The following is a 16,418-nucleotide window of genomic DNA, read 5'->3' on the forward strand; positions in this document are numbered from 1 at the left end:
TCAGCGGACCTTGACGGTCGGCACCACCGACATGCCGGGGCCGATCGGATAGCGCTTCGGATCGGGACCGTTCTTCGCGTCGAACACGATCCGCACGGGGACGCGCTGGACCACCTTCACATAGTTGCCGGTCGCGTTCTGCGGGGGCAGCAAGGCGAACGCCTGGCCGGCGCCGCGCTGGATCGAGTCGACATGGCCCTTGAAATCGACGCCGGGATACGCGTCGACATGGATGTCGACGGGCTGGCCGATCTTCATCAGCGTGAGCTGCGTTTCCTTGAAGTTCGCCGTCACCCACATCTGGTCGGGGACGATCGCCATCAGCTGCGTGCCGGGCGCGACATACGAGCCGATATTGACCGAGCGGTTGACCACCTGCCCCGCGACCGGCGCGGTCAGGCGGAGATCGCTGATGCTGACATTGGCCTGATCGACCAGCGCACGCTTGGCGTCGATCACCGACCTGGCGGCACCGACCTGCTTCCGCGCGACCGCAATCTGCGCCGCGGCGGTGTCGATCTGCTCGCGCGCGGCGGCGGCATCGGCAGCGGTCTGGCGCGCGGTCGAGCGCGCCTGATCGAGCTGTTGCCCTGCGACCGCGTTCGGGTCGAGCCGGAGCAACGCCTCGTAGCGCGCGAGATCCTGCTGCGCCTTCACCGCGGCGGCCATCGGCACGCGCGCCTGTGCGGCGGCCTGCTGGCGTTGCGCCTCGGCGGCGGTGACCTGCGCCTGCGCCTGAGCATATTGCGCGCGCGCCTGCGATTCGTTCGCCTGCGCCTCGGCGACCTGCGCGTCGCGACCCGACGCCTTGATCACCGCGAGCAGGCGCCCGGCTTCGACATGACGGTTGTCGATGTCCGCGACCTGCACCAGCGTGCCGGCGACCTGTGGCGCGAGGCGGACGATATGCGTGTCGACGAACGCATCGTCGGTCGATTCGAATTGCCGCGCGTGGAGCCAGTAGAGCACGCCGCCGATGATCAGCCCGCCGACGACAATGACGAGGATGATCCAGAACAGCGGCTTCTTGAACACCGACGGCTTCTTGTCGTCGTCGGACTCGTCCTGCTGTTCGGTGTCGGACTGCTGATCCTCGCCCTTGGGATCGTCCTTGCGATCCTCGTCGTGGTCGTTTTCGGAGTGGTTCGTCTGGTCGGTCATGCCTGGCCCTGTTCTTCAGCACGCATCGAATCGAGAATGGCGTCGATATTGGCGTCGATCCGCGCCTTGATATCGTCGATGTCGGAGGGCTCGAGCGTGTCGCGCTCGAGCAGTTTGAGGCAGGTCGCGCGGCTTGCGCGCAACGTCAGTACCTGCCCCATCAAGGTGATCGTCGCGATCCTGCCGGTACGGATCTCGGCACAGCCGGTGGCGATGCAGACAAGGTCGGCGAGCCTGCGCACCATCTGGCCCATCACGCCGCCATAGATGCGCTCGAACGCCTCGCCCGGCTTCATCTGCTCGCGCAGTACGAACAGCGTCCAGTCGGCGCTTTCGTTGCTGGCCATCTTGTCGGCGAGTCGGCCGAAGATGCGGTGGATCTGGGCGCGGGCCTCGCTGGCGTCGTCCGCCGCGAGATCCTGCGACAGTTCGGACGGGTCGCCCATCACCGCGGACATGCGCTCGGCGATCCGGTCGGCGGCGGCGAGGTACAAGCCCTCCTTGCCGCCGTAGTGATAGGTGATCGACGACATCGCGGTGCCAGCCGCAGCGGCGATCCCGCGCGTGCTGGCCCCCTCGAGCCCTTTGGTACCGAATTCGCTGATCGCGATGTCTAGGAGTCGGGACTGAACCACGGGCGGCGTTTAGTTCGATCGAACGAACCAGCCTAATGAACAAAGCGTCATGTTGTGCGGAGGGGACGGGCGTCGTTTCGCGCCGACTTTCCGCGCCCGCCCCGTCATCCTGACGAAAGTCAGGACCCAGGGTAACGGGCGTCGCACTGCATGGCTCTGGGTCCTGACTTTCGTCAGGATGACGGAAGAGGCTTAATTATGCCTGCGACGCGATCACGATGCCACCGACGCACGCCAGAAACAGCAACGCCGGCCCCTTCGTGCGAAGGAACCGGCGTAAATCTGGTGGGCGCGGCTGGGATTGAACCAGCGACCCCACCCGTGTGAAGGGTGTGCTCTACCACTGAGCTACGCGCCCGAAACTCGTTCGGAAGCGGGCCTTTAGGCAGACCCCGTCCACCTGTCCAGCCCTTTCGATGGCGCTCCCTTCGATCCTCCCCCGCAAGGGGGAGGTGGCGCCGAAGGCGACGGAGGGGGGAGGGCACGGAGCAGAGGTCGTCTCTAACCTCCCCCTCCGTCTGGCAAGGGCCAGCCACCTCCCCCTGGCGGGGGAGGATCGAGAGCTTGTTAGTTTACCGCGTCCTTCAGGCCCTTACCGGCCTTGAACTTGGGCTGCGTCGAGGCCTTGATCGTCATCGGCTCGCCGGTGCGGGGGTTGCGGCCGGTCGACGCCTTGCGCTTCGAGATCGAGAACGTTCCGAAACCGACCAGGCGAACCTCGTCGCCCTTCTTCAACGATGCCTCGATAGCGTCGAACACCGCCTCGACGGCCTTGACCGCGTCGGCCTTGACCAGCCCGGACGTGTCGGCAACCGTCGCGATCAGCTCCTGCTTGTTCATATAATCCCCCGGAAAAAACTCGAATCAGCCGCGATGGACTCGCGACCGCGCTCAGCGCGCAATAATGCGGCGGCTCCGTCTGCTGTCAAACGAAACCGCCGCGTCATCGCGTACGATCCAAACATGGATCAGTGGTGAAGGCCACCCCCGACCGGCGCGATCGGTGCCGGCGGCAGCGCCGCCAGCTCGTCCGCGTCGGTCCACTCGATCGCTTCGAGCGGCTCGGTCAGCGCCAGACGCAGCACCTCGTCGACATGCGAAACGGGGATGATCTTCAGCCCCGCCTTGATGTTCGCCGGGATCTCCGCGAGGTCCTTTTCGTTCTCAGCCGGGATCAGCACCGTCTCGATGCCCCCGCGCAACGCCGCGAGCAGCTTCTCCTTGAGGCCACCGATCGGCAGCACGCGGCCGCGCAGCGTAACCTCGCCAGTCATCGCAACCTCGCGTCGGATCGGCACGCCGGTCAGCGTCGAGACGATCGACGTGACCATGCCGATGCCTGCGGACGGACCGTCCTTCGGCACCGCACCCTCGGGCAGATGGATGTGGATATCCTTCCGCGCGAACAGGCTCGGCTTGATCCCGTAGCTGGGCGCGCGGGCCTTCACATAGCTGAACGCGGTCTCGATCGACTCCTTCATCACGTCGCCGAGCGTACCGGTGAGCTTGGCCTGGCCCTTGCCCGCGACCGTCACGCTCTCGATCGTCAGCAGCTCGCCGCCGACCTCGGTCCAGGCGAGCCCGGTGACCGCACCGATCTGGTTCTCGGTTTCGCCCAACCCGTGGCGATACTTCTGCACGCCGGCATATTCACCTATGTTCTCAGGCGTGATCGTGACGCTGGTCGTCTTGTTCTCGAGGATCTGGCGCAGCGCCTTGCGGCACAGCTTGGCGATCTCGCGCTCGAGCGTACGCACGCCGGCCTCGCGCGTGTATTGCTGGATGAGCGTACGAAGCCCTTCCTGCGTCAGCGTGAACTCACCCGGCTTCAGGCCGTGTGCCTCGATCTGCTTCTCGACAAGATGGCGCTCGGCGATCTCGACCTTCTCATCCTCGGTATAACCCTCCAGACGGATGATCTCCATGCGGTCGAGCAGCGCCTGCGGCAGGTTGAGCGAGTTGGCGGTGCAGACGAACATCACGTCCGAAAGGTCGATATCGACTTCCAGATAATGATCCTGGAACTTGCCGTTCTGCTCCGGGTCGAGCACCTCGAGCAGCGCCGAGGCGGGGTCGCCGCGGAAATCCTGGCCAAGCTTGTCGATCTCGTCGAGCAGGAACAGCGGGTTCGACGTGCCGGCCTTTTTGAGGTTCGTCACGATCTTGCCCGGCAGCGAGCCGATATAGGTGCGGCGATGCCCGCGGATTTCGGCTTCGTCGCGCACGCCGCCAAGCGACTGGCGGATGAATTCGCGGCCCGTTGCCTTGGCGATCGACTTGCCGAGCGAGGTCTTGCCGACACCCGGAGGACCGACGAGACACAGGATCGGCCCCTTCAGCTTGTTGGTGCGCGCCTGCACGGCGAGATACTCGACGATCCGGTCCTTGACCTTCTCCAGCGCGTAATGATCCTCGTCCAGCGTCACCTGCGCGGCGGCGATGTCCTTCTTGATCTTCGACTTCTTGCCCCAGGGGAGCCCGAGCAGCACGTCGAGATAATTGCGCACGACGGTCGCCTCGGCGCTCATCGGCGCCATCGTCTTGAGCTTCTTCAGTTCGGCGGTCGCCTTGCCGCGCGCTTCCTTGCTCATCTTGAGCGTCGCAATCTTCTGCGTCAGCTCGGCGATCTCGTCGCCTTCGCCTTCATCGCCCTCGTTGCCGAGCTCGCGCTGGATCGCCTTCAGCTGTTCGTTGAGGTAATATTCGCGCTGCGTCTTCTCCATCTGGCGCTTGACGCGGCTCTTGATCTTCTTCTCGACCTGCAGGACGCCCAGTTCGCCCTCCATGGCCACCATCGCCATTTCAAGACGCTTCGACGGGTTGGTCTCGATCAGCATCGCCTGCTTCTCGGCGACCTTGATCGCGATGTTGGCGACGACCGCGTCGGACAGCTTCGACGCGTCCTCGATCTCCGACATCTGGACCGCAGTCTCGGAGGCGAGCTTGCGGTTGAGCTTGGCGTAGTTCTCGAACTGATCGACCACCGAGCGCATCAGTGCGGTGACCTCGGCGCCCTCGACCTCGGCATCGGCGACCGTCTCGACCGTCGCAGTCAGGAAATCGCCGCTCTCGTCCAGCGTCTCCAGCGTCGCGCGCTGCTTGCCCTCGACCAGCACGCGGACGGTGCCGTCGGGGAGTTTCAGGAGCTGCAACACGGTCGCGGTGACGCCCATCGAGTACAGGTCGTCGCGCGCGGGATCGTCCTCTGCGGGATCGACCTGCGCGACGAGATAGATCTCCTTGTCCGCCGCCATCGCCGCTTCGAGCGCGGCAACGGACTTATCGCGGCCGACGAACAGCGGCACGATCATGTGTGGGAACACGACGATGTCGCGAAGGGGAAGGACGGGGTACTGGGTCATGAACGCTCCGGTGGGTGCCTGCATGGGGGCATAGTCTGTAGCTTATATGGTGAGGATGAAGCGTCCATCAATTGGTTGGGGGTTGGATCGGTATTTGTAGGGCACGGATCGGCCTCACCCGCTCCGTCACCCCGGGCTCGTTCCGGGGTCCACGGTGCCGCAACCTCACGTCTCTCGGGTGTGCGGAACGATGGATGCCGGAACGAGCCCGGCATGACGTAGGGGGCTTGTGTCGCCCTAACTGCCGCGCGAGAACGCGACATGATCTTGCGTTTTCTTCTCGCCGCCAGCGCCACCGCGCTCCTTGCCGCCGCCCCACTGCCGAAGAAGGGCGAACCCGCGATCACCGCGCAAACCCAGCGGTCCGGGGGCGTACTGACACCCGAGCAGACCGCACTCCAGTTCGACAGCGCGGACCTTGCGTTCGAGGTGTTGCCCGAGACCGAGAGCCTGAACGGCGTGGCAACGTTGGTCTTCACAGCGAAGGCCCCCCTCACCCGCTTGCCGATCGACCTCGACCGTAACCTGCCGGTGAGCGCGATCACGATCGACGGCGTCGCGCTGCCGGCTTCCGCGTGGACCAATCCGGAGGGCCGGTTGACGATCACGCTGCCGAAACCCGTTGCGGCAGGCCAGAAGGTCACCGCGAAGATCACCTATGGCGGCACGCCGCACATCGCGGTGAAGGCGCCTTGGGACGACGGGATGGTCTGGTCGAAGACGCCCGATGGCCGGACCTGGTTCGCGACGACCGCGGAGGGCTATGGCTGCGACCTGTTCTGGCCATGCCTCGATTTCCCGACCGGCGAGCCTGCGCTGGTGACGCTGCACATCACCGTGCCGAAGGGGCTGAAAGCGCCATCGAACGGCGTGCTGCTGGGCGTCGATACGCTGGCGGATGGACGTACGACCTGGAACTGGCGCGCCAAGCATCCCAACACCTACGGTATCGCGCTGAACGTCGGCCCGTACGAGGAGATCAGCGGCACGTACAAGAGCCGCTTCGGCAACAGCATTCCGATGTATTACTGGTATTTGCCGGGGGAGAAACCGCAGGCGGAAAAACTGTTCGCCGAGTTCGCGCCGACGCTCGATTTCTTCGAAAGCATGATCGGCCCCTACCCGTTCGGCGACGAGAAGGTCGGCGTGGTCGAGACCCCGCACAAGGGCATGGAGCACCAGACGATCAACGCCTACGGCAACGGCTACGAGAAGGCGCCGGAGGGGTTCGACTGGCTGTTCCAGCACGAATTCGCACACGAGTGGTTCGGCAACCAGCTGACCGCGGCGAACTGGGACGATTACTGGCTGCATGAGGGGTATGGCACGTACATGCAGCCGCTCTATGGCCAGTGGCGCGAGGGCCGTGCGCGCTATGCGGCGATGATGCAGGGCGAACGCACCTCGATCATGAACCGGAAGCCGATCACGCAGCAGCGCGTCACTACCGAGGAGGAGGTGTACGAACTCGACAAGGGCGGCGCGGGGCAGGACATCTATTACAAGGGCTCGTGGATGCTCCACACGCTGCGCGGGCTGATCGGCGACAAGGCGTTCTTCGATGTGACACGGCTTGCGGTGTATGGGCGCGCGGATCCCAAGCCGGGGAATTTCGCGCCGCGGTTCGGGTCGACGAAGGAATATGAGGCGCTCGTCCGAAAGGTGACGGGGAAGGACTATGCGTGGTTCTTCGACGTGTATCTTCGGCAGGCGGCTTTGCCTGAACTGGTCGAGACGCGGACGGGAAATACGCTGGCTTTGGCCTGGAAGGTGCCGGGTAATGGCCCCTTCCCGCTGCCGGTGCAGGTGCAGATCGACGGCAAGACGCGGACCTTGCCGATGACTGGGGGGAAGGCGAGCGTGTCGGTCCCGGCGGGCGCGCATGTCGTGATCGACCCGGACGCTCTGGTCCTGCGGCGTAGTGTGGCACTGGAAGACGTGGCCGCCTGGAAAGCCGCGCAAGCTGCGAAGGCCAAGGCCCAATGACCTCTCCACCGTTCCGCCGCGGACGTCACGCCCCAATGACCTTTCCGCCGTTCCCCCGCGAAGGCGGGGGCCCAGGGTCCCAAGAGACGACGCCCGTGACTCCTGGACTCCTGCGTGCGCAGGAGAACATCTGGGGATCGCGCGCGGCGGAGATGGCGGCGATCTTCATGGTTGGCGACGGGTTGATCGGTTTCCTCCAACCCCGCCGCCACGTCGATCTCTGGAAGGACGACGCGCTTGGCACCGAGAAACTTGTGAGGCCCTTCGTCGACAAGCCCGGCCGCCGCCGCCTCTACGCCGTCGTGCAGATCGCCGCCGGTCTTGCCTTGGCTGCACGCCAGAAGCGATGACCCTGCCGCGGTGGCCCCTGCTGGCACTGGCGCTAGCCGGCTGCGGTTCGAGCCCCGACGCCGGCACGACCAGCCAGATCGCCAGCGGCGAACGCGTCTTCCGTCGCTGCACTGCCTGCCACACGATCGGGCAATATGCGGGCGATACCGATGGGCCGAACCTCTACGCGGTCATGGGCAACCCGATCGGCGAGCGGCGCCCGCGCTTCTCCTATACCGCCGGGCTGAAAGCACTCGGCGGCAACTGGGATGCAAAGCGCATGGACGCCTGGCTCACCAACCCGCGCAAGATGGTGCCCGGCACGACGATGGCGTTCGCAGGCCTTCCCGACCCCAAGGACCGCGCCGACGTCATCGCCTACCTATCGACGCAAGGCCCCTGAGTTTACGGCACGACCGTCGTGAACAGGTAGGCTGCGAAGATCACGAGGTGGACGACACCCTGCAACACCGTCGTCCGCCCAGTGCCGAGCGAGAGCGTCGCCACGAACAGCGACAGTGCGAGCAGCGTCATGCTCTTCGCATCGATGCCAAGCGCGATCGGCAGGTCGAGGACCAGCGACACGATCGCCACGCTCGGAATCGTCAGCCCGATCGTCGCCAGCGCGGAGCCGAGCGCGAGGTTGAGGCTGGTCTGCAACCGGTTGCGTCGTGCGGATTTGTAAGCGGCCAAGCTCTCCGGTGCGAGCACCAGCGCGGCGATCACGACACCGACCACGGTCAGCGGCAGGCCCGCGCCTATCACAGCAGCCTCGATCGTCGGCGACAGCGTCTTGGCGAGCAACACCACTGAGACCAGCGCCACCAGCAATGCTGCGAAGGCGATGCCCGTCGCGCGACCCGATGGCGGCGCAGCGTGATCGTCCTTGTCGTCGGTCGACGGCAGGAAATAATCGCGGTGGCGCACCGTCTGCACAAGCACGAACGTCCCGTAGAGGATCAGCGATACCACTGCGACGAACATCAACTGCGACGCCGCGTAGGTGGGTCCCGAGGTCGACGACGTATAGTTGGGCAGGATCAGCGACAGCACCGCCATCGCCGCCAGCACGCCGAGCGCCGCGGTCATGCCCTTCAGCGTAAAGCGCTGCTCATGATGCCGCACCGCCCCCGCGAGCAGGCAGATGCCGATGATGAAATTGAGGATGATCATGATCGCCGCGAACACCGTGTCGCGCGCGAGCGTGGTGGCGTCGCCGGCGTTGGAGAGCATCAGAGAAACGATCAGCGACACCTCGATCACGGTGACCGCGATCGCGAGGACGAGCGTCCCGAATGGCTCGCCGACCTTGTGCGCGATCACTTCGGCGTGGTGGACCGCGGCGAGCACGCTGCCGATCAGCACGATCACGGCGGCGGCGGTGCCGAGCGTGCCCATCTTGGCGAGACCGACGAGGACGGCGACGAGGCCTAGGCCCGGCGCGATCAGCGTCCAGATCGGCAGTGCCAGGCGGTCCGGCATCGTCTCAACTACGTGCTCGTTGGGTCGGTCGGCCACTTCGATCGTCATGCATGCTCCCTCGTTCCACTTGGTCAACGAATGCGCGAGGGCCGATAAGGGTCCGAGTCGGGGCGATTGCGGGGCGGTGAGGATCGGGTAGGTTGCAGCGATGCTGTCCGCCGATCTTCGCCAGACGCTCGTCATGACCGCCGACGCGTTGGCGGGAGCGCAGGACCCATGGTGGGTCATTGCGAGCGCGGCGGTGGCGCTTCACGGTGTCGGACCGGTCGAGGTCGGCGATGTCGATCTGTTGATGAGCGTGGGCGATGCCCGGCGACTGATGGATGGGCTCGGGGTCGCTCCGATCGAGAATGGCGCGAGTTCGCTCTTTCGGTCGACCCTGCTAGGGCGGTGGGAAACGCCGCCCTTGGTCGTCGAGATAATGGCGGGGTTCCACGTTGCGACGTCGACTAGGTGGACGGAGGTGCTGCCTCGGACGCGCGTGCCTGTCCTCGTCGAAGGGTGCGCTGTCTACGTACCAGAGCGCGCGGAGTTAGCCGGAATGCTCAGGCTGTTCGGGCGCTCAAAGGATCTGGAGCGGGTTCGGCTTTTGGCTTCTTAAGATAGCATCGGAGCCGCTCTCACCGTTCCCCTCACGATGGGTGACGACCGAGAGGTCGATCAGGCCCATCGAGAAATCCTCCCCTGCAAGGGGAGGTGGCAGCGCAGGGCGATGACGGAGGGGTGCCCCGCTCACGATAGGCCATCACCCCTCCGTCGCTTCGCGCCACCTCCCCTTGCAGGGGAGGAACGGAGTGATCTCCGCCGGGCTGCTGCCACCCTGGATCCTGACGAAAGTCAGGATCCAGAGCCACGAAGACCTGCGCTTTGTACCCTGGGTCCTGACTTTCGTCAGGATGACGGGCCGGGTTTTTATGAGCGAGTTTCACCCCAACGGATGGGGCGTCTGCGGATCGCGCGCTATTGCCTCAAACGAAAAAGGGCGCCCATCGCTCGACGCCCTTTTCCTTATCCCAGACCAACCCCGCGCTTAAGCAGCGTCGCCGGTCTTCTTCTTCTCCGCATAGACGCGGATCGGTTCCTTGCGGCCTTCGATCACGTCCTTGTCGATCATCACCTCGTCGACGCCGTCCATGCCGGGCAGGTCGAACATCGTGTCGAGCAGGATGCTCTCCAGGATCGAGCGCAATCCGCGCGCACCGGTCTTGCGTTCGATGCCCTTCTTGGCGACCGACACCAGCGCATCGTCGGTAAAGCCGAGCGCGACGTCCTCCATCTCGAACAGCTTCTGGTACTGCTTGACCAGCGCGTTCTTCGGCTCCTTGAGGATCTTCACCAGCGCGTCGACATCGAGATCCTCGAGCGTCGCGATCACCGGCAGACGGCCGACGAACTCGGGGATCAGCCCGAACTTCAACAGATCCTCAGGCTCGACCGACTTCAGCGTCTCGCCGGTCTTGCGCTCGTCCGGCCCGGCAACATACGCGCCGAAGCCGATCGATTTGCCCTGAAGGCGATCGCCGATGATCTTCTCGAGACCCGAGAACGCACCGCCGCAGATGAACAGGATGTTGGTCGTGTCCACCTGCAGGAATTCCTGCTGCGGATGCTTGCGCCCACCTTGCGGAGGAACCGAGGCCGTCGTGCCTTCCATCAGCTTGAGCAACGCCTGCTGCACGCCTTCGCCCGACACGTCGCGCGTGATCGAGGGGTTCTCGGCTTTACGCGAAATCTTGTCGATCTCGTCGATATAGACGATCCCGCGCTGTGCCCGCTCGACATTGTAGTCGGATGCCTGGAGCAGCTTGAGGATGATGTTCTCGACATCCTCGCCGACGTAACCAGCTTCTGTCAGCGTCGTCGCATCGGCCATCGTAAACGGCACGTCGAGGATGCGGGCGAGCGTCTGCGCGAGCAGAGTCTTGCCGCAACCGGTCGGCCCCACGAGCAGGATGTTCGACTTGGACAGCTCGACATCGGCGCCCTTGGCACCGTGGTTGAGCCGCTTGTAGTGATTGTGCACCGCCACCGAAAGGACGCGCTTGGCGCGCTTCTGGCCGATCACGTAGTCGTCGAGGACGTCGCAGATCTCCTGCGGAGTCGGCACGCCGCCGTCCTTCTTGGACACCAGCGCCGACTTCGTCTCCTCACGGATGATGTCGTTGCAAAGTTCGACGCACTCGTCGCAGATGAACACGGTTGGACCCGCGATCAGCTTGCGCACCTCATGCTGCGACTTGCCGCAGAACGAGCAATAGAGGGTGCTCTTCGAGTCGCCACCGCTCAGCTTCGTCATTCAATCACCTCTCGCGCATGTCGGTGCACGTGCCGTTTCCGGGGCCGCTACCGTAACGCACCCCGGAGTTCCTACAATCAAATAAACCGGCGGGGTTTACGATTCACCCCATGCCCGTCTCGTTCAAGCGGGTTTCGGCGCATCCTCGGATACCGCCGGACGCTTGTCGAACACCTCGTCGATCAGCCCGAAATCCTTCGCCTCGTTCGCTTCGAGGAACGTATCGCGGTCCATCCGGCGCTCGATCTCTTCGATCGGCTGGCCGGTATACTGCGAATACAGTTCGTTCATGCGCTTGCGGATGCGCAGGATCTCGCGGGCCTGAATCTCGATGTCGCTGGCCATGCCCTGTGCACCACCCGATGGCTGATGGATCATGATGCGTGCGTTGGTCATCGCGACGCGCATGCCGGGCTCACCGCTGGCGAGCAGGAAGCTGCCCATCGACGCGGCCTGACCGATGCAGACGGTGCCGACGCGCGGACGGATGTACCGCATCGTGTCGTGGATCGCCATGCCCGCCGTGACGACGCCGCCCGGCGAGTTGATGTACATGAAGATGTCCTTCTTCGGGTTCTCGGACTCGAGGAAGAGCAGCTGCGCGGTGATCAGCGAGGCCATGCCGTCCTCGACGCCGCCGGTCACGAAGATGATGCGCTCGCGGAGCAGGCGCGAGAAGATGTCGAACGAACGCTCGCCGCGGTTCGACTGCTCGATGACGATGGGAACCAGGCCTGCTTGCGTCTGCTGCAGGCCGAGCCCGGCGCTGGCCAACGGGCTCGCGAAATCGCCGGTCTCGAACGGATTGTGCATGGAAATCTCTCTTATGCCCCAGTGAACCGCTAACATCGGCGGTCCGAGAGGGGAGTTCAAGCCCCGCTTAACTCCGTGAGCAGGGACAGCTTTCCCCTCTCCCATCGGGGAGAGGGTTTAGATTCCCGGGGCGGGGTAGGCGAGATAAGCCAGCCTTCGGACTTCGCGGCGGCCTCTTACGACCGTGTCTAGAATCAGGCCGGTGAAGACGTTCAGCGCGGCGAAGATGCCGAGGCCGGTGATCAGGATCGCGGTCGGGAAGCGTGGGACCTGGTGGATCTCGATGTACGTCAGCACCAGCGGTATGCCGAGAGTCAGCGCTAGCAGGCCGAACACGCTGCCGATCGCGCCGAAGAACCACAGTGGCCGCTCGATGCGGTACAGCGTCATGATCGTGCGGAGGATGCGCCAGCCGTCGCCGTACGTGCTGAGCTTCGATTCGGAGCCTTCGGGGCGCGCGTAATAGGGCGTCTCGACCTCGCCGATCGGCATCTTGAGTTCGAGCGCGTGGACGCTGATCTCGGTCTCGATCTCGAACCCGGCGGACAGCGACGGGAAGCTCTTCACGAACCGGCGCGAGAACACGCGGTACCCTGAGAGAATGTCGGTGAAGCTGCGGCCGAACAGACGCGCGAGCATGCCGGTGAGCAGCGCGTTGCCGAAGCGGTGACCGCGACGGTAGCTTTCCTGGACCTGGCTGATGCGCGAGCCGACGACCATGTCGAGCTGCTCGTCGAGCACGCGCTTTACCAGATTCGGTGCGGAAGCAGCGTCATAGGTCGCGTCGCCGTCGGCCATGACGTAGATGTCGGCGTCGATGTCGGCGAACATGCGGCGGACAACCGCGCCCTTGCCCTGGATGCGCTCGGTCCGGACGACCGCACCCGCGGCACGCGCGACCTCGATCGTGCGGTCGGCACTGTTGTTGTCGTAGACATAGATGGTGGCGCTGGGCAGCGCGGCGCGGAAGCCAGCGATCGTCTGCGCGATCGCGGCGTCCTCGTTGTAGCAGGGGAGGAGGACGGCGATTCTCGGTTCGGTCATGCCCTGCCCTCAATACCAAAAACGATGCACCGGCCGCATCGTCCAAAACGCACTTCCCCGGCGGAGGCCGAGGCCCAATTGGGGAAGGTCCATAACGAAGCTTTGCACCCCGTTACAGCTACCTTTCCAATTGGGCCCCGGCCTCCGCCGGGGAGGTGGCTCAACTAATTCGCTCCGTCACCCCGAAAGTGGTTCGGAGTGACGGCAAGGCATTACGCCTCGGTCTTGGTCGCAGCCTTCTTGGCAACGGTCTTCTTCGCGGCCGGCTTCTTCGCCGGTGCGTCGGCAGCTTCGGTGCCCTCTGCGTTCTCAGCAGCGACCGGCGACGATTCCGTGACGGCCGTCTCTGCTTCGACAGGAGCCGCCTTCTTCTTGGCAGGCGCCTTCTTCGCAGGCTTGGCGTCTTCCGCTGCGTCCGAGGCAGGTGCCTCTTCGGTCACGGCCTCGTCCGAAGCTGGCTTGGCCTTCTTGGCTGCGGCCTTCTTCTTCGGCTTGTGATTGTCGTGATCATGCGTGTGCGTGCCGCTCGCGAAACCGTCCTCGCTCTCGATCGCGGCCTCAAGCTCCTCACGCGTGGCTTCGCGGTCGGTAATCTCGGCCTTCTCGAACAGGAAGTCGACGACCTTGTCCTCGTACAGCGGCGCACGCAGCTGGGCGGCCGCCATCGGCTCCTGCTGGATGTACTGCATGAACTGCTGGCGCTGCTCGGCCGGATACTGCTGCGCGGCCTGTGCGAGCAGACGCTGCATTTCCTGGTTCGAAACCTCGACGCCGTTCGCCTGACCGATTTCGGACAGGAGCAGGCCCAGACGCACGCGACGCTCGGCGATCTTGCGGTAATCGTCGCGCTCGCCTTCCATCTCGGCCATCGCAGCCTCGGGATCGGCCTCGTGCGTGGCTTCGTGCTGGAGCTGCGACCAGATCTGGTTGAACTCGGCCTCGACCATCGACGGCGGCACTTCGAAGTCGTGCCCCTCGGCGAGCTGGTCGAGCAGCTTGCGCTTCATGTGCGTACGCGTGAGACCGTTATGCTCCTGCTCGATCTGACCCTTAAGCAGGCCCGTGAGCTGCTCGAGGCTCTCGAGACCCAGCGACTTCGCCAGATCCTCGTCGATCTTGCTCTCGCCCGCGGTCTTCACCGACTTGACGGTGATGTCGAACGTCGCCGGCTGCCCCGCGAGCGACTTCTCCTGATACTCCTCGGGGAAGGTCACGTTCAGGACCTTGTCGTCGCCGGTCTTCACGCCGACGAGCTGATCCTCGAAGCCGGGAATGAGACGACCCGAACCGAGCTCGACGCCCATGTCGGTGCCGGTGCCGCCGTCGAACGCAACGCCGTCCGCGGTCTTGCCGACGAAATCGACGGTGACGAGATCGCCCATCTTGGCGACGTAATCGTCGGCCGCGTCGTCCCACTTCTTCTGCTGGTCGGCGAACTTCTGGAGCTGCTCGGTGACCGCCTCGTCGGCGACGGGCACGGTCAGGCGCTCGAGCTTGATGCCGTCGATTGCAGGCGCGGGAACCTGCGGGAGGACCTCCATCTCGACCTTGACCACGGCGTCCTTGCCGATGTCATAGCCGTCCTCGAGCTCGACCGAAGGCTGCATCGCGGGGCGAAGCTGCTTCTCGGCGACGAGCGTCTGGACGCCCTCCTGGATCGCGGCGTTGACCGCGTCCTGAGTCAGCGCGGGGCCATGCATCTTGCGGATGAGGTTCGCTGGCACCTTGCCCGGACGGAAGCCCGGCATTTTCATCTGCGGCGCGAGGCGCTTCAGCTCGACATCGACCTTGGCATCGATATCCTTCGCGGTGATGGTGAGCGTAAAGGCGCGCTTGAGGCCCTCGTTCAACGTCTCGACAGTCTGCATGTCCGGCCTTTGTCTAAAAGAGCATTCAGGATAATTCTTCGGGCGGTCGCCTCGCCTGCGCGGCGGGCTGGTGCGGGCGAAGGGACTCGAACCCCCACATCTTGCGATACTTGGACCTAAACCAAGCGCGTCTACCAGTTCCGCCACGCCCGCACAGGACATCGCCGTAGCGGGCGCGTCTATACCAACGATGCATGCGGGGGCAAGCAGATAGGCAACTCCCGGTGATTACGGGCGTTGAACATCCAGAAGGAGAGACATCATGGCTACCCAACCCCCGGCAGAATTCCCGACCCCGACGCCCCCGGTCGAGCCCACTGCGCCGCCGCCCGAGTTCAATCCGCCCGCACCGGACGTCGACTTTCCCGCGCCGGGAACGCCGTCGAACGATCCCGCACCCGTCCAGCCGGAGTTTTGAGCATGAGCGATCCGCATTCCGGCACGAACCCCGAAACGCTCCCCGAGGACCGTGACGAGGACACCCGCAGCGATATCGAACAGGCGGTTGAGTCGCGGTCCGACGCGGTCGAGCGTGGCGAAGGCGGCGACGAGCCCGAGACGTTCACGGACACCGGCATGCCCGACGGCGTCGGTGGTACCGGCGGGGTCGTGAAGAACCAGGACAACGACGCGCAGTAAGCTCGCGTCAGCAACCATACAGGCGGGGATGGCTATCTATACGATACCATCCCCACCAATCAGGACCCGATAATCCCCACGATCCCTACCTTCGCCGAGCACCAGAGCCTCTATATCGCGCTCGGGCTCGCCGTATTGCTGCTGATCTTAGCGCAGCGCATCGCTATCATTCGAACGCTCGTCAATCTGGCAATGACGCTTGTCCTCGTCGGACTGCTGTTCGTCGCGATAGACCAACGGCGTCAGTTCGATCCCTATGTCGGCAAGATTGCGCGGTTCCTGAAGATCGAGGACCAGCAGGTTGTTGGCGGCGATGTCCGTATCCGGATGTCGCCGGATGGGCATTTCTGGGCTCGGGCGACGATCGACGGAGTGAGCCAGCGGCTGCTGATCGACAGCGGCGCGACGATTACAGCGATTTCGGAGAAGACGGCGGAGACTGCGGGGGTTGAGGCACGGGTCGGCGTGGTGCCGATCGTTTTGCAGACTGCTAATGGGTCTATTGCCGCGAAGACGGGGAAGATCGCGAGTTTGCGTCTCGGTGCGATCGTTGCGCGGGATTTGCAGGTGGTGGTTTCGCCGGCGTTTGGCGAGACGAACGTGCTGGGGATGAACTTCCTGTCGCGGCTAGCGTCCTGGCGGGTGGAGGAGAACACGCTGATCCTCGTGCCGCATCATCCGCAGAAGTTGGACGGGTAAAGGTGCATCCGTATACAACCACCCCGGCGAAGGCCGGGGCCCAATTGGAAAGGTTGCAGTAACGAAGCGCTGCCCATCGTTATCACCGTCCACCAATTGGGCC

The 16,418-nt window shown here is 64.4% G+C and carries 16 protein-coding genes and 2 tRNA genes; 7 read left to right on the forward strand and 11 right to left on the reverse strand.

Translation table 11 applies throughout. The features are described 5' to 3' along the window. The 5 genes from U1763_RS06055 to lon all read right to left on the reverse strand — a co-directional run bounded on the left by U1763_RS06055 (position 1) and on the right by lon (position 5,158). A complete protein-coding gene (locus U1763_RS06055; protein WP_332754526.1) occupies positions 1-1,161 on the reverse strand; it encodes an HlyD family secretion protein in 1,161 nt (386 codons plus the stop codon). Continuing rightward, entirely contained in the window at positions 1,158-1,796 is a 639-nt protein-coding gene (locus U1763_RS06060) for a CerR family C-terminal domain-containing protein (protein WP_332754527.1), read from the reverse strand. The genes U1763_RS06055 and U1763_RS06060 overlap by 4 nt, the downstream gene beginning before the upstream one ends. Positions 1,797-2,079: 283 nt before the next feature. Next, positions 2,080-2,154: transfer RNA gene (locus U1763_RS06065), tRNA-Val, on the reverse strand. Positions 2,155-2,363: 209 nt separating this feature from the next. Next, on the reverse strand, positions 2,364-2,636 hold the full coding sequence (locus tag U1763_RS06070; protein ID WP_056048186.1) for an HU family DNA-binding protein: 273 nt from the start codon (positions 2,634-2,636) through the stop codon (positions 2,364-2,366). A 128-nt stretch (positions 2,637-2,764) separates the two neighbouring features. Beyond that, entirely contained in the window at positions 2,765-5,158 is a 2,394-nt protein-coding gene (gene lon, locus U1763_RS06075) for an endopeptidase La (protein ID WP_332754528.1), read from the reverse strand. Positions 5,159-5,419: 261 nt separating this feature from the next. Between lon and U1763_RS06080 the strand changes: the two genes are divergently transcribed. From U1763_RS06080 to U1763_RS06090, 3 genes are all read left to right on the forward strand, one after another. Next, positions 5,420-7,144: a M1 family metallopeptidase gene (locus tag U1763_RS06080; RefSeq protein WP_332754529.1), complete on the forward strand. Its 1,725-nt coding sequence runs from the start codon at positions 5,420-5,422 to the stop codon at positions 7,142-7,144. A 95-nt stretch (positions 7,145-7,239) separates the two neighbouring features. After that, a complete protein-coding gene (locus U1763_RS06085; protein WP_332754530.1) occupies positions 7,240-7,494 on the forward strand; it encodes a hypothetical protein in 255 nt (84 codons plus the stop codon). Then, on the forward strand, positions 7,491-7,877 hold the full coding sequence (locus U1763_RS06090; protein WP_132741456.1) for a c-type cytochrome: 387 nt from the start codon (positions 7,491-7,493) through the stop codon (positions 7,875-7,877). The genes U1763_RS06085 and U1763_RS06090 overlap by 4 nt, the downstream gene beginning before the upstream one ends. Positions 7,878-7,879: 2 nt before the next feature. Here U1763_RS06090 and U1763_RS06095 read toward each other — a convergent pair whose 3' ends face one another. Then, a complete protein-coding gene (locus U1763_RS06095; protein ID WP_332754531.1) occupies positions 7,880-9,004 on the reverse strand; it encodes a calcium:cation antiporter in 1,125 nt (374 codons plus the stop codon). 100 nt (positions 9,005-9,104) lie between these two features. Between U1763_RS06095 and U1763_RS06100 the strand changes: the two genes are divergently transcribed. Then, positions 9,105-9,557, forward strand: coding sequence for a hypothetical protein (locus U1763_RS06100; protein WP_332754532.1), 453 nt, complete (start codon positions 9,105-9,107; stop codon positions 9,555-9,557). A 429-nt stretch (positions 9,558-9,986) separates the two neighbouring features. Here the strand turns inward: U1763_RS06100 and clpX are convergent, their stop codons facing one another. From clpX to U1763_RS06125, 5 genes are all read right to left on the reverse strand, one after another. Then, positions 9,987-11,252, reverse strand: a complete 1,266-nt coding sequence (clpX, locus tag U1763_RS06105) for an ATP-dependent Clp protease ATP-binding subunit ClpX (protein ID WP_056048170.1) — start codon at positions 11,250-11,252, stop codon at positions 9,987-9,989. A 123-nt stretch (positions 11,253-11,375) separates the two neighbouring features. After that, positions 11,376-12,065, reverse strand: a complete 690-nt coding sequence (locus U1763_RS06110) for an ATP-dependent Clp protease proteolytic subunit (protein WP_056048165.1) — start codon at positions 12,063-12,065, stop codon at positions 11,376-11,378. 117 nt (positions 12,066-12,182) lie between these two features. Then, entirely contained in the window at positions 12,183-13,109 is a 927-nt protein-coding gene (locus tag U1763_RS06115) for a glycosyltransferase family 2 protein (RefSeq protein ID WP_332754533.1), read from the reverse strand. 212 nt (positions 13,110-13,321) lie between these two features. Continuing rightward, positions 13,322-14,977: a trigger factor gene (gene tig, locus U1763_RS06120; protein WP_332754534.1), complete on the reverse strand. Its 1,656-nt coding sequence runs from the start codon at positions 14,975-14,977 to the stop codon at positions 13,322-13,324. 68 nt (positions 14,978-15,045) lie between these two features. Further along, positions 15,046-15,130 (reverse strand) — tRNA-Leu (locus U1763_RS06125). 109 nt (positions 15,131-15,239) lie between these two features. Here U1763_RS06125 and U1763_RS06130 point away from each other — a divergent pair. From U1763_RS06130 to U1763_RS06140, 3 genes are all read left to right on the forward strand, one after another. After that, complete coding sequence (locus U1763_RS06130) at positions 15,240-15,395, forward strand: hypothetical protein (RefSeq protein WP_332754535.1); 156 nt, start codon at positions 15,240-15,242, stop codon at positions 15,393-15,395. A 2-nt stretch (positions 15,396-15,397) separates the two neighbouring features. Next, positions 15,398-15,616 carry a hypothetical protein gene (locus U1763_RS06135; RefSeq protein WP_332754536.1) on the forward strand — a complete coding sequence of 73 codons (219 nt, stop codon included), beginning with the start codon at positions 15,398-15,400 and terminating at the stop codon, positions 15,614-15,616. Between the two features lie 135 nt (positions 15,617-15,751). Beyond that, a complete protein-coding gene (locus tag U1763_RS06140) occupies positions 15,752-16,315 on the forward strand; it encodes a retropepsin-like aspartic protease family protein (RefSeq protein ID WP_332754537.1) in 564 nt (187 codons plus the stop codon). Positions 16,316-16,418: the final 103 nt, after the last annotated feature.

Origin of the sequence: Sphingomonas sorbitolis (assembly GCF_036663875.1) — a bacterium.
GTDB lineage: Bacteria > Pseudomonadota > Alphaproteobacteria > Sphingomonadales > Sphingomonadaceae > Sphingomonas.